Source organism: Psychromonas sp. SP041, assembly GCF_000470315.2.
Lineage (GTDB): Bacteria > Pseudomonadota > Gammaproteobacteria > Enterobacterales > Psychromonadaceae > Psychromonas.
Genome location: NZ_CBRF02000014.1, coordinates 1 through 20381 on the forward strand (window position 1 = coordinate 1; position 20381 = coordinate 20381).

A 20381-nucleotide genomic window follows, 5' to 3' on the forward strand; every position below is an offset into this window, starting at 1 on the left:
GCTTTTTGAGTACAAAATAATGCTTCTTCAATCCATTTAGAATCAATCGCTGTTAATACATTGTCGTAAGCATCTTTATTTTCAAATGATTCATACACCAATTCCATTTCTTGATTAAACAAAAAAAATCCCCAACCTTAAATAAGAGTGGGGATTATGTTCTATCTGCAAGATCGTTCAAGTTTTCTTCTTAGATCCTTAACCGATCGGTATTATGCATAAAGCAGGCTTAGTAATCATTTTTTTAAAGAGAGCTATTTAACTAATTATTTAACTAATTCTTTAACTTTCTTAATTACTTTTTTCTCTTCTTTTACTGCAACTTCAACTTCTGGAGCATCCATTACGTCAGCGTAAGCAGTACCGTAGTAAGAAGCGATTAATACTTCTTTAAGCTCTGCAATCAATGGGTAACGTGGGTTTGCACCAGTACATTGGTCATCAAATGCATGTTCTGCTAGTTCATCTACTTTTGCCATGAATTCTGCTTCGTTAACACCTGCCGCTTGGATAGATAATGGAATATCAAGTGCAACTTTTAATTCCTCTAACCAGTTTAATAGCGCGTTAAGTTTGTCTTCAGTGTTACCTGTAGTGAAACCTAAGTGCGCTGCTATTTCAGCATAACGAGCACGTGCTTTAGGGCGATCGTATTGTGAGAATGCAGTTTGTTTAGTTGGGTTATTGGTTGCATTGTAACGAATCGTATTTGAAATCAATAACGCGTTTGCTAAACCATGAGGTACATGGAATTCAGCACCTAGTTTATGCGCCATTGAGTGACAAACTCCTAAGAATGCATTGGCGAATGACATACCTGCAATCGTTGCTGCATTGTGTACTTTCTCACGTGCGATAGGATCTTTCTTACCGTTTTTATATGAACTTGGTAAGTACTCTTTCAGCATTTTAAGCGCTTGTAGTGCATGGCCATCTGAGTACTCATTCGCTAATACAGAAACATAAGCTTCCATTGCGTGAGTCACTGCGTCATAACCACCAAATGCACATAATGATTTAGGCATATCCATGACTAAGTTCGCATCAATAATCGCCATGTTTGGTGTTAATTCGTAATCTGCTAACGGGTATTTTTGACCTGTTTTTTCATCAGTTACCACGGCAAATGGTGTTACTTCAGATCCTGTACCAGATGTTGTTGTGATACAAACAAGTTCTGCTTTTGAACCCATTTTAGGGAACTTGTAGATACGTTTACGGATATCCATGAAGCGCATTGATAAGTCTTCAAAATCAGTTTCTGGATGTTCGTACATAACCCACATGATTTTTGCTGCGTCCATTGGTGAACCGCCACCCACTGCTAATATCACATCGGGTTGGTAGCTCAGACAAGCTGCAGCACCTGCTTTTACGACTGCCAATGTTGGGTCTGCTTCTACTTCATGGAACACTTCAACTTCCATGCCTTTTTCTTTTAAGATGTTACGTAAATCATCAATGTAGCCGTTATTGAATAGGAAACGGTCTGTTACGATTAATGCACGTTTTTTACCTTCAAGGTCAGTCATCGCAACGGGTAAACAGCCGCGACGGAAGTAGATTGATTTTGGTAATTTATGCCACAACATATTTTCAGCTCTCTTCGCAATTATCTTTTTATTGATAAGGTGTTTAGGACCTACGTTTTCTGAAATGGCATTACCACCCCATGAACCACAACCTAGTGTTAAAGAAGGTGCAAGTTCGAAGTTGTAAAGGTCACCGATACCGCCATGAGAAGCTGGTGTATTAATCAGAATACGTGCTGTTTTCATTTTGTCGCCAAAGTAAGCGATACGATCAGCGTTCGCGTCTTGGTCTGTGTAAAGTACTGACGTATGGCCCACACCACCTATGTCTAATACAATACCTGCTTGACGTACTGCATCTTCAAAGTTTTTGGCTTTGAATAAGCCTAATGTTGGAGATAGTTTTTCATGTGCAAACTCATCATCCCAAGATGCTTCTAAGCCTTCACCGATTAGGATTTTAGTAGACGTTGGTACTTTAACACCTGCTAATGCTGCAATTTTGTATGCAGGTTGACCTACGATTTTAGCGTTAAGCGCACCATCGATGATCATCACTTTACGCACTTTGTCTGCATCAGCTTGGTTTAACACCGCTGCACCGTATTTTGCAAAGCGTGCTTTTACTTCGTCGTAAATTGATTCAACAACAATCGCGGCTTGCTCTGATGCACAAATAACACCGTTATCGAATGTTTTAGACATTAAGATTGAAGAGACTGCTCGTTTGATATCGGCTGTTTCATCGATAACAACAGGCGTGTTACCAGCACCTACGCCGATTGCAGGTTTACCTGAAGAGTAAGCTGCTTTAACCATGCCTGGACCACCAGTTGCAAGGATCATGTTAACATCGTCATGTTTCATTAGTTTGTTTGAAAGCTCAACTGAAGGCTCATCAATCCAACCAATAATATTCTCTGGCGCACCTGCTTTAACTGCTGCCTCTAATACAATCTTAGCGGCGAAGTTAGTTGCATTCTTAGCACGTGGATGTGGAGAGAAGATACAACCGTTACGTGTTTTAAGGCAGATTAGTGCTTTAAAAATAGCGGTAGAGGTTGGGTTAGTCGTTGGAACGATGGCACAAACAATCCCTAGTGGCTCAGCGATGGTTATCGTACCGCCTTCTTCATTACGTTCAATGACACCACAAGTAAGTTCGTCTTTGTATTTGTTGTAAATAAATTCAGAAGCAAAATGATTTTTAATCACTTTATCTTCCATAATACCCATACCAGATTCAGTTGCTGCCATTTTAGCAAGTTCAATACGTGCTGTAGAAGCGGCTAATGATGCGGCGCGGAATATTTTATCAACTTGCTCCTGAGAGTAGTTTGCAAATTCTTTTTGTGCCGCTTTTACACGAGCCACCATTGCATTTAGTTCTGCGACATTAGTTACTGTCATATATTTCTCCAAAGTTTAATAAATTTAAAAATTTTAAAAGTTCTTTATTAAAACGGTGTGTTTAAAAACAGACTTAGTAAATAACTTTCAACTTGATTATAGGAAGATCTGAGATTGTCATATTGATCAGGATCACTTTATCGTGATGCTTAGTGTTGTTTATTTTGTGATCTATGTCTCTTTTGGTGAATAAGCGCTAATAAGTGGATATTTATTATAAAATCCATTATTAAAATAATAATAAATATTTAAATAGTATTATAATATGCTTATATATCAGTTGGTTAAAATATAGGGTTAAGTAATTTTTATTAATCATTCACTATCCTTTATACTTCGATTTAATTACGTTATTTAGAACATAATCCCATTAAGGAAAGTGCAAAATGGTTAATACATCCACCGCGGCACGTACAGCTTTATATTTTTCTGCTTTAGTTATTTCACTAGCAGGTATAAAAGTAGCTGCACCGATTGTTGTTCCTTTTTTACTTTCTTTATTTGTCGCGATTATATGTAATCCTGCAATTAATTATCTCGAAGGAAAGAAAGTACCGAGAGGGGTAGCAATTACCTTGGTTATTTTTACTATCTTTTCTTTGTTCATTATTTTGGGCGGGGTGATCGGCGCTGCTGTAAATGACTTTAGAAAAGCGATTCCTACTTATGAAGCGCAGCTATCAGAGCAAATTACATGGCTGATAGGGTGGTTAGAAAACCATGATATTGTGATTTCAATGGATGAGGTTCGTGGTTATTTTGACCCCGCTAAGGTAATGAATTTAGTGACAACAACCTTATCTGGCTTCAGCAGTGTATTAGGTAATATATTCCTACTGCTGTTAACCGTGGTGTTTATGCTTGCTGAAGGTAAAGTCTTTCCGAAAAAATTACACATGGCTTTTGATGATTCAGCGCAAACAGAAAAACGTTTAGACCATTTTTTAACCATGGTAAATCAATACATGGCGATCAAAACCATTGTCAGTCTGGCTACGGGCATCATTATTGGTACTGTGTTGTGGGGAATGGGGGTGCAATTCTATGTGTTATGGGCATTACTCGCTTTCATATTAAATTACATTCCTAATATTGGTTCAATCATCGCGGCCGTTCCTGCCGTTATTTTAACCTTTTTACAGTTGGGAGCTGGTTATGCCTCCGTTGTAGTAGGCCTATTTGTCAGCGTTAATATGATCATGGGTAACGTGGTAGAGCCTCGTTTCATGGGCCGCAGTTTAGGCTTATCAACACTGGTCGTCTTCCTCTCGTTAATTTTCTGGGGATGGTTGTTAGGTATGGTTGGGATGTTGTTATCTGTACCACTCACTATGATTTTAAAAATAGCCTTAGAAAATAGCGAAGATGGACGTTGGTTTTCTATTTTATTAAGTTCTGACGAAGAAGTCGAAGCATTGGAAATAGCTTGTGAGGCAAACCCGACAGAAGGTGAAACCTGCGCTAATTCATTTGATTTACCTGTTGAAAATACACCTGATCTCGACTCAGAGTCTGAATCAGAAACCACATTAGCACCTTTAGTTAATTCTACTACCAAAGAAGAAAAATAATATGTTTGCACCATTGTTAGAAAAAATGCATTTTCCTAAAGCGGTATCGAACAACGATGCACAACAAGATAAAGAAATGGCGCGTTTATTTCATGGTCGAGGGTTTTGTTACCCTGAATATCAACATGTTAATATCGATTGGTTGTCGCCTGTTATTTTAGTGATCCTTTATAAGGAAGAGAGCCCGCAATGGTTAGCCGATTTGAGTCAATTTCTATTAGCAGAAATGACTAAAAAAGGGTTTATTGTCGCGAGTATTCAAGTGCAATTTCGTTGTCGAGATTTAGCGCCTACAGAAGTGTTATATGGCGACGCTATCAGTGATTATGTTGCTTGTGAGAACGGATTATCTTATAAAATTAGTTTAGGTAAAAACCAAAATTATGGCATTTTCTTAGATATGAAAAATGGACGCACTTGGTTAAGAGATAACAGTGAAGGAAAGCGTGTTTTAAACCTATTTTCCTATACTTGTGCTTTCTCTGCGGCTGCATTAGCGGGTGGGGCTGAACAGGTTGTGAATTTAGATATGAGTAAAGCGGCTTTAGCAGTAGGGCGTGATAACCATCGATTAAACGGACATGATTTAGATAAGGTGAAATACCTTGGCCACGATTTGTTTAAGTCTTGGGGAAAAGTAAAACGTTTAGGGCCTTACGATATTATCATTGCTGATCCACCTTCTTTACAAAAGGGTAGCGTTAATATTCAACGTGACTATCCAAAAATTATGCGTCGTTTACCTGAGTTACTTAATAAAGGTGGGCAGGCTTTATTGTGCTTAAACAGCCCAGATCTTGATTTTCAATTTATTTATGATGCGTTAGCTGAACATTGCCCTGAAGCGAAAGTGATCGATGTTATTAAGCCACCTATTGAATATACGAATATTAACTTAGATAAAGGCTTAAAATGCGTCCTAGTGGAGATATCAGAATAATAGAGCTTATCCCTCAAGAGTTGTACGATGTAATTATACCAATCTGGATAAATAAATGACTAGATAATTACTTAGATTGGTTTTAGGTAGTGGTAGCTTATAAACATAGTCTGTTTAGGATTGAAAATAAAATTAAAAAAAGAGCTTAAATAGCTCCTTTTTCATTTTTATTGTTTAATTTTAATACTCTGTGTTACCCAATGAACTTATAGCCATTAAACTTATAACCAATATAATGAGCTCTTCATTCGTCTCATTATTGATAACTTCAATAAGCCAATTCATTTAAACGACTCAATTTTAGGCTTTCGTTTGATAAATGAAATTGGTAAATTAGTTTCATCAATTAGCTTATAGCTTACTTTAACTTAATTGTGCTAACCGCCTGGTGAATATCAGCTTCTGCATCGTCAAAACTGCTGTTTTTAACTGTCGCTGTAAAAATTAAAAATACATTTTCTGATTTTTTAATATGATATTGCATCGTCGTTGTATCTGTTAATGCACCATCAAACTTTATATACAGAGCATCCATGCCTGATACTTGTGCTTTTTCACAGGTATAAAGCTTGATATCTCGTTGAAAAACTTTGCTTAATTCAACAGGGAATGCAGCACAAGTTTCTTTTATTTTTGCTGGTGTTGTTGCCACTTCTCCAATCTGCTTCATTACATTGATATTGTCTGCAAAATTATTGGTGTTATCAGGTAAAAAATAAAAATCCATTTTTCCAGATCTAATCAACGGAATGATTTGTTGTAATAATGAATCAGGGACCGAATCGACGTTATCAAAGTTAAATAACTCTGGATTTTCTTTAATTTCAGGTCCTGTTAGTGGCGACCAAGTATCTGGAATGACCATGCTATAACCAAAATCACTATTTGCTTGTTTTGCTTGTGTAAAAAAGCTTAATAATATCAAACTCGTTAATAAAAAATATTTCACAGTGTCTCTCCATCATAAATATTGTTTTTTTTGGGATTCATTTTTTAAATGTATTGGGTGCAGCTTATCAGTGTTTTAAATCAAAAATTACTATTTTTAATGTCAATTACTGTGATTAGGTTATAAAAAAGCCCCATTTACCTTCATTTTATTTAATAAAGGTAAATGGGGCTTTTATTACAGAACTTAACACTTCATCTAAATGTGCTGGCGCTGCTTATTAATAAAATTATTCTGCAGCTAAAGCCGCTTTTTCATTAGCTTGCGTTGCTTGAATTGCTGTTAATGCGATGGTGTACACAATATCATCTACTAATGCACCACGTGACAAGTCATTAACTGGTTTACGCATACCTTGTAGCATCGGACCGATACTGATCAAGTTAGCACTACGTTGTACTGCTTTGTATGTTGTATTACCTGTATTCAAATCAGGGAATATGAATACCGTTGCTTGACCTGCTACTTTAGAATCTGGCGCTTTACTTTTTGCAACATTTTCCATAACAGCGGCATCGTATTGTAATGGACCATCGATTAATAAGTCAGGACGACGCTCTTGAGCAATTTTAGTTGCTTCACGTACTTTCTCAACATCAGAACCTGCACCAGAATTACCGGTAGAGTAACTGATCATCGCTACTTTAGGGTCGATACCAAAAGCAATCGCAGAGTCTGCAGATTGAATTGCGATATCTGCTAGTTGGTCTGCTGTTGGGTCTGGGTTGATTGCACAGTCACCGTAAACTAATACTTGGTCTGGTAATAACATGAAGAAGATCGAAGATACTAAGCTTGCGCCTGGTGCCGTTTTAATCAACTGTAATGCAGGACGAATAGTATTTGCTGTTGTATGCACGGCACCAGATACTAGACCAGCTACTTCGCTTTCAGCTAACATCATCGTACCTAATACAACAGGATCTTGTAATTGCTCACGTGCAACGACTTCCGTTAGGCCTTTACCTTTACGTAATGCAACCATAGGCGCTACGTATTGCTCGATTACATCGATAGGGTTAACAATTTCAACTTCATCAGTGATGACAATGCCTTGTTGTGTTGCTATGCGATGAATTTCTTCAGGGTTACCTAGTAGAACAGGTTTTGCGATACCACGTTGCGCACAAATAACCGCAGCTTGAATTGTACGTGGCTCTTCACCTTCAGGTAATACAATACGTTGGTTTGCTTTACGTGCTAATTCAGTTAAGTGGTAACGGAATGCTGGTGGCGATAAACGACGAGATAATGAAGAATCTTCAGTTAATGTATTTAACCAATGCTTATCGATATGACTCGCAATATATTCTTGTACTTTTTCAATACGCTCAAGGTCATCTACTGGAATTTCCATATTAAAGTTTTGTAAGCGTTGTGCAGTCTGCCAAGTATTACTTTTTATAAGTAATACAGGTAAGCCTGAATCCATTGCACTTCTACACAGTTTTAATACTTCTTCTTCAGGCATGTAATCGCCTGTTAGTAGTAAACAGCCGATCTTCATGCCATTCATTACGGCTAGACACGTTGCGATGATTACATCACTACGGTCGCCAGAAGTGACTAACATTGAACCTGCTTTAAAATGCTCAACCATATTTGGAATTGAACGAGCACAGAATGTTACTGAATGTAGACGACGATTTTCTAGGTCACCTTTATTTAGAATTTTTGCTTCTAAATGAACGGCTAAGTCTTTAACACGAGGTGCAATTAAGTCAGCACTCCATGGGATACAACCTAAGATAGGTAGCGGACTTTTGCTAAACATCTGTAGCACTTCCAGGTTGTTATTAAGGCTTGCTTCTGGAATATCAAATACTTCAGTGATATCAACGCCTGTTTTATCATTTTCATCAATAGGCGCGCCTACTTTATTGATAATACAACCCGCAATGCGTTTGTTTTCTTTGCCGCCAAATGAAGAAACTGCAATTTCCATGCGCTCTTTAAGTTGTTGCGAAGTATCGTTACTTGGATGCGTTACAAATACCATTTCTGCACTCAGTGCTTTAGCGATACTGTAGTTGATGTTATTAGCAAATTGATGCTTATCGGTCGGTACTAAACCTTCAACGATAATAACGTCACTATCTTTAGTGCCTTCACGAAAACGTTCTACGATATTTTCAAGTAATTCTGAAGTGCGCCCAGATGAAATCAGGTTTTCTGCATATTTCATTGCAAAAGGTTCTGGGGGAAGAATATTACTTGAGTTACGTAGTGTTGTCGTAGAACGCTCTGTTCCAAGATCACCTTGACGAGGTTGTGCGATTGGTTTGTAGAAATTAACGGCAACACCTTGGCGTTCCATCGCGCGGATCATTCCAAGACTTACCGAAGTGACACCGACACCAGAACCGATTGGTATTAGCATTATTGTACGAGCCATGACTATTCCTTTTAATAGATCATAAAGAGGGAGTTAATACTCCCTTAAAATTAATGTAAATTATGCAGAGACAAGTTTAGCTGAATCTTGCGCAATAACCCATTCTTCGTTAGTTGGAATAACCATTGCGATGGGTGAGTTATCAGCAGTAATGATGCCAGCTCCGCCTAATATTGCAGTTTTATTTTTGTCTGCATCTATTTGATAACCAAATATAGCTAAATTATCCAACACTTTTGTACGAATACGTACAGAGTTTTCACCAATACCGCCAGTGAATACAATCGCATCAATGCGTCCAAGTGGTACAGCATAAGAAGCGATATATTTTGCTAAGCGGTAAGCGAACATATCAACTGCTAATATAGCACCTTCATGTCCTTTTTCGTAGTTCTGTTCGATATCACGAAAATCGCTTGAAAGACCAGAGATACCTAATAAACCACTTTGTTTTTGTAACATGTCCATTACACCTTTTAAGCTGTAACCTTCACGTTCAATAAGGTGCTCAATAATGCTTGGATCAAGGTCACCACAACGTGTCCCCATCACTAAACCTGCAAGAGGTGTCATGCCCATACTAGTATCAACTGATTGTCCGTTTTTAATGGCAGTAACCGATGCACCGTTACCTAAATGAGCTGAGATAATGTTTGTTTCTTCAACGGGTTTATTTAATGCTTTTGCCGCTTCATTAGTCACAAATAAATGGCTTGTACCGTGCATGCCGTAACGACGAATGCCTTTTTCTTTATACAGGTTGTATGGCAACGCATATAAGAAAGCTTTAGCTGGCATCGTTTGGTGGTAAGCTGTGTCAAATACAGCAACTTGAGTTAACGTTGGGAAGGCTTTTTGTGCCGCTTTAATGCCTAAAACATGGGCAGGGTTATGAAGCGGTGCAAGTGATGAACATTCTTCAATGCCTTCTAAAACCGCTTCATCAATAATGACTGACTCAGTGAATTTTTCTCCGCCATGAACGATGCGGTGACCTACCGCAATAAATTGAGCCTCAAGACCCTCAACCTTTTTGATTATTTCTTCTACAATAAAGGTAATTGCTGCAGAGTGAGCGCTATATTCAGGAAGACTTGTTGATTCTTTTTTTTCGTTGAACTTCCATTTGATGCGAGCATCTGGAAGGTTAAAACATTCAGCTAAACCACTGATGACTTCATCACCATTATTGGCATCGATGACAGCGAATTTAAGCGAAGAGCTACCACAGTTGAGTACAAGGACTAATTTATTGCTCATGTAAGATTCCAGTCAGTAAAAATAAACAAAAAATATCAAACAAGGTTCGATATTAAGCTAAGGTATAATAATTAGAGACAATTTAAGTAATGCTTCTTTGCTTTGCCTAGTTACTTTGGTCTAGTTACTTTTATCTAGTTAATTTGATTTAGTTACTTCGGCTTATTTATGTTGCTTAGTTACATTACACACATTAAATTATAGTTTTTATCTTACATTTATGTAATAAAATTACAAATGGCAATTGAATAAAAAGTTATTTCAAATCAAGTTTAATACAAATATATTTTTTGGATTAAACTAACTATTATCTGTATGTCGATTTTATTGAAGTTTTCAGAGGAGAATTTAATTGTTTACGTTTTTTGATTTATTAAAAAAAGGCGATCAATATTTAAAAACATGGCCTAAACAAAACTGCCTATATTCGTTATTTGTAGACAGTAAAATGATTTGTTATACACAGTTATTAATTAAACTTTTCCCAATTTTTATTGTATTAGTCGCATCACTTTATATTATTTTCCCCCTTTATTTTTCTTGGGCGAGTACGGCTACTTTTATTTTATTTTTGATTGGGTTACCAGTGCATTGTCTTTTATGGCTTGGTAAGCGATCTCAACAAATACTTTCACCACAATTATTTACTTGGTATGTTGAAATTGCGGAAGTCTTAAATGGTAAACAGTTAGGTCAGCAAGTAATGATCGACAAACCTCGGTTTATCGATCTTGCTAAGTTGTTAAATAAAGGGTTTAGAAAAGGAGGCGATAATTTTTTATATAATAATGAACTGATTTAATGCGTTAATGCGTTAATGAGTTAATTTAATAAGTCGATTTAATCTTTTTGAAAGATTTCAATATTGAAATCACACTCTATCTTCCATTGAGATAAGCTAAGCAAATCGGCTAGCTTTTCAGGCGTAAACTTCCAAGCAAAGGGAGTCATGTTGATCAGATCTTTTAATTGCTGAGTTTGGTCAATCATTAGCTCATAATTGAGTCTTATTTGCTCTACTTTTGTAAACCCTGTTACTGCTTCATTCTCTTGAGCATGGTCATTCACATTATCGTAAATCGCTTCACGTAGTTGATACAAATGTCGAGGAGCAGGGGTCACTGTTATTAAATACCCTTTTTTGCTGATTAAACGTAATAACTCTTGTGCTTTTGAAGGCGCATAAATACGCGTCATTAGATCAACACTTTCATCTATAAGCGGGACTTGATAAGCACTAGCGACACAAAAGTGGATCTTTTTATAGCGTTTAGCCGCGTAACGGATAGCCACTTTAGATATATCAATGCCACAGATATTATGTTGTGGAAGTAGTTGATGAATAATATTCGTGTAATAACCTTCGCCACAGCCTAAATCTAAAATTTGCGCGTTTTCCACACCCTTTAAATATTGCTGGCTTATTTGCGCTACTTTTTCCGCGAGTGGTAAATAACCGCTGGTATTCAGAAAAGCACGTCTTGCCATCATCATCTCTTGATTATCACCTGGGTTTTTAGAGCTTTTAGACTGTACAGGTAATAAATTCAGATAACCTTCCTTTGCAATATCAAAGTGATGGTTATTTTGGCAAATTTGAGTGTTATTAGTTTGCATGAATGTGCTTTGGCATAGCGGACAAATGAAAGGCGTCATAGAGTTTACTGCTTTAAAATAGAAAGTGAGTATCAAGAGAAAGACAGTTTACACTGCCTTAATCAGGAATTACGACTATTTATGACGAGGAGTTAAAAAATACCCGTCATAAATAATGTTTTGTCTAAGATAAACCTTAAGTTGTAATTAAACTTAAAAGTTAAAAAATAACACTATGATGATATTGTAAGAGTACATCTTGTACGGCAACCATTGTTTCTCTGGTGGGGGCATGCACGCCTTCTAAAGGGTAAATTTCACCCATTTCAATCCATTTATGTCTACCTAACTCATGGTAAGGCAGCATTTCTATTTTTTCGATATTTTTCATCGGTTGAATAAATTGACCCAGCGAATGTGCATCTTTCAGACTGTCTGTAATCCCTGGTACGACAACATATCGTAGGTATACTGCTTGATCGTGCTCCGCTAAATATTTAGCAAATTCTAACGTGTATTTATTACTAACGTGGGTTAAATCGATATGTTTTTTATTATCCATTTGCTTGATATCTAATAATACTAAATCAGTATGATTAAGAATTTCTTTGGTTGTCTCATCTATTTTACGAACAAAGCCGTTAGTGTCTAAACAAGTGTGAATGCCTTCTAAGCGACACGCTTTAAACATCGCTAAAACAAATTCAGGTTGAAGCATCGCTTCGCCACCTGAAATAGTAATGCCACCACCTGAAGCTTCCATATAATGACGATATTGAAGCAGCTCTTTCATTAACTCTTCAACGGTCATCTCTTTACCGGCTTCTGTGTCCCACGTGTCACGGTTATGGCAATACTGACAGCGCATTAAACATCCCTGTAAAAAGATGATAAAGCGGATCCCTGGCCCATCAACGGTGCCGCAGGTTTCTACCGAGTGTACTCGTCCAGTCACTGACATTTTATAACCTCATGAAAAATAATTATTTGTATTAACTCTAACTGTTTATCATCGAGAGAGTTCAAAGTTAATATAGATGATTATTTCCAGATAAATCTTTATAGATAATCACTGTTGTTTTGATAAAAAGAAAGTGCTTCATAAAAGTAAAGGTTTCATTCCGAAGAATGAAACCTTTTTAATTATAACAGGCTAACCAAAAGTTAATCTTCTTATCGTGACTCTTACAGTTTAGCTGTAAAAGTACGCGTGATCACATCTTGTTTTTGTTCTGCTGTTAATGAATTAAATCGCACTGCATAACCTGATACACGAATGGTTAGCTGAGGATATTTATCAGGGTATTCCATTGCATCCAATAACATTTCACGGTTCATTACGTTTACGTTTAAGTGTTGACCACCTTCAATTTCAGGTGTGTGCTTAAAGTAACCATCCATTAAACCTGCAAGGTTAGATTTTTGTGAATCGTCTGTTTTACCTAATGCGTTTGGTACGATTGAGAAGGTATAAGAAATACCATCTTGTGCGTAAGCAAACGGTAGTTTAGAGACCGATGTTAATGATGCAACTGCACCTTTCTCATCACGTCCGTGCATTGGGTTTGCACCCGGAGCAAAAGGAGCGCCAGAGCGACGGCCGTCAGGTGTGTTACCTGTTTTCTTACCGTATACAACATTAGATGTAATAGTAAGAATTGACTGTGTTGCACGTGCGTTACGGTACATTGGACGAGATTTTATTTTTTTCATGAACGTTTCAACAAGTTCACAAGCAATATCATCAACACGAGGGTCATTATTACCAAATTTAGGGTAATCACCTTCAATTTCAAAGTCTGTTGCAATACCATCTTCATCACGAATTGGTTTAACTTTTGCGTATTTAATCGCTGCTAAAGAATCGGCTGCAATTGAAAGACCCGCAATACCACACGCCATAGTACGTTCAACGTCACGGTCATGAAGTGCCATTAATGACGCTTCGTAGCTGTATTTGTCGTGCATGTAGTGAATACAGTTAAGTGCTGTGACGTATTGCTCTGCCAACCAATCCATGAAGTGATCAAGGTTTGAGTAAACTTCGTCGTAATCTAAAATTTCAGAGGTGATCGCTGGTAATGTTTTAGGGCCCACTTGCATTTTAGATTTTTCATCAACACCACCATTGATGGAGTACAACAATGTTTTTGCTAAGTTTGCACGTGCACCGAAGAATTGCATTTGTTTACCAACAATCATCGGAGAGACACAACATGCGATAGCGTAATCATCATTATCAAAGTCAGTACGCATTAAATCATCATTTTCGTACTGGATAGATGACGTATCAATAGACACTTTTGCACAGTATTTTTTGAAGTTAATTGGTAATGCTTCAGACCATAACACAGTAATGTTTGGTTCTGGAGAAGGACCCATTGTGTATTGAGTATGTAAGAATCGGAAACAGTTTTTAGTTACCAATGTACGACCATCAACACCCATACCACCGATTGATTCTGTTGCCCAAATTGGGTCGCCAGAGAATAGGTCATCGTATTCAGGTGTACGTAGGAAACGTACCATACGTAGTTTCATTACAAGATGATCGATTAGCTCTTGCGCTTCAGTTTCAGTAATGACGCCTGCTTTTAGGTCTTTTTCAATGTAAATGTCTAGGAACGTCGCAGTACGACCAAATGACATTGCTGCGCCATTTTGAGATTTTATTGCTGCTAGGTAACCAAAGTAAGTCCATTGGATTGCTTCTTTAGCATTCATTGCTGGACCTGAAATATCAGAACCGTATTTAGCGGCCATCTCTTTCATTTGCGCAAGCGCACGATACTGCTCAAAAATCTCTTCACGCAATTTCATTGTGTCTTCTAATGAAGTACCTGCGATCAGTTCAGCTTCTAAGCTTTTATGTTGAGCCGCTTTTTCAGTCATTAGGTAATCGATACCGTATAAAGCAACACGACGGTAATCACCAATGATACGACCACGACCATATGCATCAGGTAATCCTGTTAATACACCTGATTTACGACATTTAAGAATATCGCCAGTGTAAACATCAAATACGCCTTGGTTATGTGTTTTACGGAATTCAGAATAAGTTTGCTTGATACCGGCATCTAGTTCTTTACCGTACACTTTACAAGAACCTTCAATCATACGAATACCACCGTTAGGGATAAGCGCACGTTTTAATGGTTTTTCAGTTTGTAGGCCAACAATCGTTTCTAAGTCTTGGTTAATATAACCTGCATCATGTGCAGTAATAGTAGAAACAACGTCTGTATCAAAATCTACAGGAGCATGTGTTGCATTCTCTAGCTTGATGCCTTCCATTACTTTTTCCCACAACGTATCTGTTGCAGGTGTTGCATCCGCTAGGAAGCTTTCATCACCATCAAATGGTGTGTAATTTTGTTGTATAAACTCGCGAACGTTAACGTCAGTTTTCCAAGCGTCACCTGCAAAACCTTCCCATGCTGATACAAATGCTTCGTTTAAATTAGTCATAAAGATTTACCTTTACCGTTAGTGATTAAAAAATAATGTTAAAATGCGTATTCTGTTGAGGGTTTAAAAAGTAGGCCATAAATAACAAGACAATAAACAGGCTTGTATTGGTCGCAAGATAAGAGTCAGATAAAAAAGCGTTGCTTATTTTATTGTCAGCAATGTTCTGAGGCTTGCTTGTTATTTGATAAGCTAAAAGCTTGTTAGTACGATTGTCTACTTGCATCTTAGAAGTTACCCCGTGATGAATTAGTACTTAGTTTAACAAATGCTCATGTACAAAAATTGATTCACATCAACTTGTTCGATTACTTGTAATTTAATTACAGTTTTATTCGAATTTGTTCTTTTAAGGCACTTATTTATGCCATAAGTGATGAAATGAAGTTGGTTTTTTTTGAAACTAATTTGAAGTCGATTTTATCGTTCTAAATTCGAAAGCAATAACCTAGAAAGTGAGGGGGAGGAAACAACAATTTAGAAAATAGCTGTTAGAAAAAGCATTGTTAAAAGGGACTGTCAAAAGTGATGGTTAGGAAAAACACTGCGAAAAGAAGTGATTGAGACCAAAATAAGATAGTCTTTTAAGATGCCATCACCTTCAAGCGTTTAACTTGAAGGTGGGGGATTTGAGTTAGGTTTTTATGCGTTAGAGTAACGTTTGCATTTCTTCTAAGATTTGTAAGCACCAATCACTTATACGCTGGTCGCTTAACTCATATTGCGTATCTTCATCTAAAGCTAATCCAACAAAATATTCGCCGTCTTCAGAGAGTGCTTTAGAGGCATCAAAGTTATAACCTTCAGTTGGCCAGTAACCAATGAAATTAGGCTGTTGCGGCAATAGTTTTTCATGCAACATACCGACTGCATCAACAAACCATTCGCTATAACCGTCTTGATCGCCTAATCCGAAAATGGCAACGATTTTACCATTAACGCTCAGCCCATCAATTTGATCCCATAACTTGCCCCAATCTTCTTGTAGCTCGCCAAAATCCCACGTTGATATACCTAAAATGACAATATCGTAATCATTTATCTTGCTTAAACCATCATCTTTTATGTTAAATAGGTCAACTAATGATTCCCCTAGCTCTGCTTGAATCTTTTCTGCAGCGATTTCTGTATAACAAGTGCTAGAACCATAAAATAAACCGATTTTCATATGTGACCTTTTGAAGAAAAATAAAAGAGGCGCTAATTTACCGTTAAGGCCGTTGGAATGGAAGTATTAAGCATCGAACAATTTTTAGATTCTCTTTGGTTAGAGAGAGGATTATCCAAGAACACCTTAGATTCTTACCGCCATGACTTGAGTTTAGTAGAAATTTATTTACAAACAAAAGACGTGATGTTGAGTGATGCGAGCGAGAGACAGTTAAGTGATTACTTTGAATCTCGTTTACAGGGCGAAATTGATTATAAAAACACCTCTACTGCACGTTTGATGAGTGCGGTTCGTCGTTACTATCAATACTTATGTCGCGAAAAAATACGCATTGACGATCCTAGTGCAAAATTAGAAAGCCCTAAAGTCATTAAACCGTTACCTAAATCATTATCTGAATCTGAAGTTGATGCTTTGTTATCTGCTCCGGAATTAAACGATCCTGTACAGTTTAGAGATAAAGCCATGTTAGAAGTCCTATATGCAACGGGATTACGTGTTTCTGAGCTGGTGGGATTAACCATGGAAGAAATAAACTTACAACAAGGCGTGATACGTGTCACGGGGAAAGGTAATAAAACTAGATTAGTGCCTTTAGGTGAAGAGTCTGTGTATTGGTTAGAGCGTTATATTGAAGAAATGCGCTCTGTTTTATTGTCCGGTCAAAGTAGTGATGTGTTATTTCCGAGCCGTCGCGGTTCTCAAATGGTGAGACAAACTTTTTGGCATCGTATTAAGTTTTACGCTCAGCTAGCAGGTATTGATAAAGAGTCGTTATCGCCACATGTTCTACGCCATGCCTTTGCCACTCATTTATTGAACTACGGAGCAGACTTACGTGTCGTACAAATGTTATTAGGTCACAGTGATTTATCGACCACGCAAATTTATACTCATATCGCTAAAGATAGATTAAAAGCATTGCACAGTGAACATCATCCTCGTGCGTAACATATCCGATACCCATCAAGGTGCAAAACTCAGCAAGCGTTGAAGTGAATGGGGATTAGGCAAAAAGAGGAAGATTTGGCGGGTTAAATTGACATTTTCTAACCACGAAGGTGTTTACTTCACAAGTTGCCCTCTGGGCGTTAGCTTGAAAACCAACTCTCGTTGCAACCTTTGATAAGGACTCGCCATTGTCATCATGTTATGCCTTGATTTGGAGTTCAAGCTAACGACTGAACAAAGCACCTTGAACGGTAACGGGTTTAGTTGTCAGTAATCAATAAAGAATTGTTTTATGATTATTTTTGTATTATCTATTTAAATTTAGTTAATAAATTAATAGAAAGTATGTTAGAAATGATTTATCACAGAGTATTGTCTTAGATGTTAAGTAAATGTTATCTGAGATATAGCTAATATGGGCAATTAGCATTCACTTTATGCGTTAATATAGGCATAATCAATCGTCAATAATTTAATTTCTCACAGGGGTCATCATGTCCATATTGAACGTTAAAAAAAGTGTAAGCGCATTAATAGTCGGGTTACTGATTAGCTCAAGCAGTTTTGCTGCTGTATCAAACGAAATAAATGAATCATTAATTAAAAAATTAGAATCATTAAAAGTCGACGTCGACTCTATTAGTGAATCACCTGTAAAAGGTTTATATGAAATAGTTAGTCAAGGTGCTATTTATTACATTAGTGAAAATGGTCAATATTTATTAAATGGCGATATTTTCGATTTAGATAATAGTATGAACAATCTAACCAGTACAAAGGTTGCTGAAATACGCAAAGCTAACACTGCTGAACATTTTGCAAAAATCAAAGACTTTGAAAAAGACATGATCGTCTACAAAGCAGAAAATGAAAAACACGTCGTGACAGTTTTCTCTGATACAAGTTGTGCTTATTGTCAGAAGTTACACTCTGAAATTCCTGATTATAATAAGTTAGGCATTACAATTCGTTACTTAGCGTTCCCTCGTGGCGGCGTTAATTCAAATGCTTACCGTACTATGGTGTCAGTGTGGTGTGCGGATGATCAAAAAGCAGCAATGGATGAAGCAAAAAAACGTCGTAGCATTAAACCAGTTACCTGTGACAATAATGTTATTGACCAATATAACTTAGGTGTTGCTTTAGGGATTACGGGAACACCAACGTTGTTCTTAGAAGACGGTACAATGATGCCTGGTTACTTGCCTGCTAATAATTTACTGCAAGCAATAGAGCAAAAAAAATAGAGTAATACTTCAGCTATTGCTCCATTCATAATAAACTGCATTGATAATCCCTTATCGTGCAGTTTTTTTATGTCTTCAGAAACAACAAAAACACAAGTACAGCAACGTCTTCAACATGATAGTAGTTTACTGTCGTTATCGTGCTCTCCATTATTAACTCAACTCTACGCTAGTCGAGGCATTAAAGCTGATAGCGAATTAGATAACAGTACCAAAACATTGATTCATGCGAATCAATTAAAGGGAATGAGTGATGCTTGTGAATTGTTGTATCAAGCTTACCTAACTCGCCAAAAAATAATTATTATTGGTGATTTTGATGCCGACGGTGCGACGAGCACTGCCTTAAGCGTCCTTTCATTAAAGGCATTGGGCTTTCAAAATATAGATTATTTAATCCCGAATAGATTTGATTACGGTTATGGATTAAGTCCTGAAATTGTTGACCTTGCTGCACAGCAGGGGGCCAGCTTATTAATGACAGTCGATAATGGTATTTCTAGTATCAGTGGTGTTGCCCATGCTAAAAAGTTGGGCATTTCAGTGTTGGTGACTGATCACCATTTACCGGGAGACGAAACCCCTATTGCCGATGCGATTGTTAACCCGAACCAAATTGGATGTGACTTCCCAAGTAAAAATTTAGCGGGCGTAGGCGTCGCATTTTATGTGATGTTGTCTCTCAAATCGTTAATGCAAGAAAAGGGTTGTTTTACACACTTTCCAGCGCCTAATTTAGCCAATTTTTTAGATATTGTTGCATTGGGTACGGTCGCTGATGTCGTTAAGTTAGATTCAAATAATCGAACACTGGTACATCAAGGACTCGCTCGTATTAGAGCAGGGTTTTGTCGTCCTGGAATTAGTGCGTTGATTCAAGTTGCTAAACGTAATCAACAACAACTAGTGGCAACCGATTTAGGGTTTTCATTGGGGCCAAGGTTAAATGCAGCAGGGCGCTTGGATGAAATGAGTCATGGTGTTGAATTATTACTGTGTGAAGATCATTTACGTGCCAATACATTGGCAACAGAACTTGATGCGCTTAATTTATCTCGTCGAGAAATAGAGCAAAGCATGCAACAAGAGGCGATGGTGAGCTTACAAAAACTGTCTATAGACCAAGATAATTTACCATTGGCGTTATGTTTATTTGAAGCAGACTGGCATCAAGGTGTGATTGGCTTAGTTGCTTCTCGTATTAAAGAAAAATATTACCGCCCAACCTTTGCTTTTGCCCGTGCGAATGATGGTGAAATTAAAGGATCTGCTCGTTCTATTCCTGGCGTACATATTCGAGATATGCTGGACTTAGTCGATAAAAAAATACCTGGTGTTATTTTGAAATTTGGTGGTCATGCAATGGCTGCTGGATTAAGTTTATTAGAAAAAGATTTTGATTTATTTAACGACACTTTAAACGCTATTTTAAAAGAACAGGTTGAAGATCACCTGCTGCAAAATGTGATCTTGTCAGACGGGCAATTAGCTTCTGATCAATTTGATTTAAGTATCGCACAAGAGTTACGCGATGCTGGTCCGTGGGGACAAGGCTTTCCTGCGCCTATTTTTGACGGTATGTTTGAGTTAAAACAGCAGCGAATTGTGGGGCTGAAACATTTAAAAATGGTATTACAGCAGGGCGATAAGTTAATTGATGCGATTGCATTTAATATTGACCCAGAGGCATGGCCTGATTTGTCTGTTAAAGAAGTATTTTGTGTTTATAGCTTAGATGTTAATGAGTTTAGAGGGCAAAGAACCGTGCAGTTATTAGTACAAATGTTAGAACCAAGATAAATATTAAAGGAGAGCATCGATAGCTCTCCTTCTTATTGCGGTATCTTTATTACAACATTTTTATGATCGCCTTGATTTATTGCTGTTT

General features: G+C 37.3%; 14 protein-coding genes. 6 read left to right on the top strand and 8 right to left on the bottom strand.

Translation table 11 applies throughout. The annotated features are described in order from the left end of the window. Window positions 1-266: 266 nt before the first annotated feature. Window positions 267-2942, bottom strand: a complete 2676-nt coding sequence (adhE, locus tag SP041_RS09415; protein ID WP_025565084.1) for a bifunctional acetaldehyde-CoA/alcohol dehydrogenase — start codon at window positions 2940-2942, stop codon at window positions 267-269. 386 nt (window positions 2943-3328) lie between these two features. Here adhE and SP041_RS09420 point away from each other — a divergent pair, with 386 nt between their 5' ends. Continuing rightward, the gene (locus tag SP041_RS09420) at window positions 3329-4513 is read left to right on the top strand and encodes an AI-2E family transporter (RefSeq protein ID WP_025565085.1); all 1185 of its coding nucleotides are present in this window, start codon (window positions 3329-3331) and stop codon (window positions 4511-4513) included. 1 nt (window position 4514) lies between these two features. After that, window positions 4515-5453 carry a class I SAM-dependent methyltransferase gene (locus SP041_RS09425; RefSeq protein WP_037049564.1) on the top strand — a complete coding sequence of 313 codons (939 nt, stop codon included), beginning with the start codon at window positions 4515-4517 and terminating at the stop codon, window positions 5451-5453. A gap of 358 nt (window positions 5454-5811) precedes the next feature. Here SP041_RS09425 and SP041_RS09430 read toward each other — a convergent pair whose 3' ends face one another. The 3 genes from SP041_RS09430 to SP041_RS09440 all read right to left on the bottom strand — a co-directional run bounded on the left by SP041_RS09430 (window position 5812) and on the right by SP041_RS09440 (window position 10057). Next, window positions 5812-6402 carry a hypothetical protein gene (locus tag SP041_RS09430; RefSeq protein ID WP_025565087.1) on the bottom strand — a complete coding sequence of 197 codons (591 nt, stop codon included), beginning with the start codon at window positions 6400-6402 and terminating at the stop codon, window positions 5812-5814. A gap of 229 nt (window positions 6403-6631) precedes the next feature. After that, on the bottom strand, window positions 6632-8797 hold the full coding sequence (pta, locus tag SP041_RS09435) for a phosphate acetyltransferase (protein WP_025565088.1): 2166 nt from the start codon (window positions 8795-8797) through the stop codon (window positions 6632-6634). 60 nt (window positions 8798-8857) lie between these two features. Next, on the bottom strand, window positions 8858-10057 hold the full coding sequence (locus tag SP041_RS09440; RefSeq protein WP_025565089.1) for an acetate kinase: 1200 nt from the start codon (window positions 10055-10057) through the stop codon (window positions 8858-8860). A gap of 352 nt (window positions 10058-10409) precedes the next feature. Here SP041_RS09440 and yfbV point away from each other — a divergent pair, with 352 nt between their 5' ends. Beyond that, a complete protein-coding gene (gene yfbV / locus SP041_RS09445) occupies window positions 10410-10859 on the top strand; it encodes a terminus macrodomain insulation protein YfbV (protein WP_025565090.1) in 450 nt (149 codons plus the stop codon). Window positions 10860-10897: 38 nt separating this feature from the next. On the opposite strand, the gene rlmA is transcribed toward yfbV, so the two are convergent. From rlmA to fldB, 4 genes are all read right to left on the bottom strand, one after another. Further along, entirely contained in the window at window positions 10898-11713 is an 816-nt protein-coding gene (gene rlmA, locus SP041_RS09450; protein ID WP_025565091.1) for a 23S rRNA (guanine(745)-N(1))-methyltransferase, read from the bottom strand. Window positions 11714-11873: 160 nt separating this feature from the next. Further along, window positions 11874-12614, bottom strand: a complete 741-nt coding sequence (gene pflA, locus SP041_RS09455; RefSeq protein ID WP_025565092.1) for a pyruvate formate lyase 1-activating protein — start codon at window positions 12612-12614, stop codon at window positions 11874-11876. A gap of 224 nt (window positions 12615-12838) precedes the next feature. Then, a complete protein-coding gene (gene pflB / locus SP041_RS09460; RefSeq protein ID WP_025565093.1) occupies window positions 12839-15124 on the bottom strand; it encodes a formate C-acetyltransferase in 2286 nt (761 codons plus the stop codon). 649 nt (window positions 15125-15773) lie between these two features. Continuing rightward, on the bottom strand, window positions 15774-16292 hold the full coding sequence (gene fldB, locus SP041_RS09465) for a flavodoxin FldB (protein WP_025565094.1): 519 nt from the start codon (window positions 16290-16292) through the stop codon (window positions 15774-15776). A gap of 57 nt (window positions 16293-16349) precedes the next feature. Here fldB and xerD point away from each other — a divergent pair, with 57 nt between their 5' ends. The 3 genes from xerD to recJ all read left to right on the top strand — a co-directional run bounded on the left by xerD (window position 16350) and on the right by recJ (window position 20293). Beyond that, window positions 16350-17246, top strand: coding sequence for a site-specific tyrosine recombinase XerD (xerD, locus tag SP041_RS09470; protein ID WP_025565095.1), 897 nt, complete (start codon window positions 16350-16352; stop codon window positions 17244-17246). Window positions 17247-17740: 494 nt separating this feature from the next. Then, on the top strand, window positions 17741-18493 hold the full coding sequence (gene dsbC, locus SP041_RS09475; protein ID WP_051368472.1) for a bifunctional protein-disulfide isomerase/oxidoreductase DsbC: 753 nt from the start codon (window positions 17741-17743) through the stop codon (window positions 18491-18493). 69 nt (window positions 18494-18562) lie between these two features. Next, window positions 18563-20293: a single-stranded-DNA-specific exonuclease RecJ gene (gene recJ, locus SP041_RS09480; RefSeq protein ID WP_025563463.1), complete on the top strand. Its 1731-nt coding sequence runs from the start codon at window positions 18563-18565 to the stop codon at window positions 20291-20293. Window positions 20294-20381: the final 88 nt, after the last annotated feature.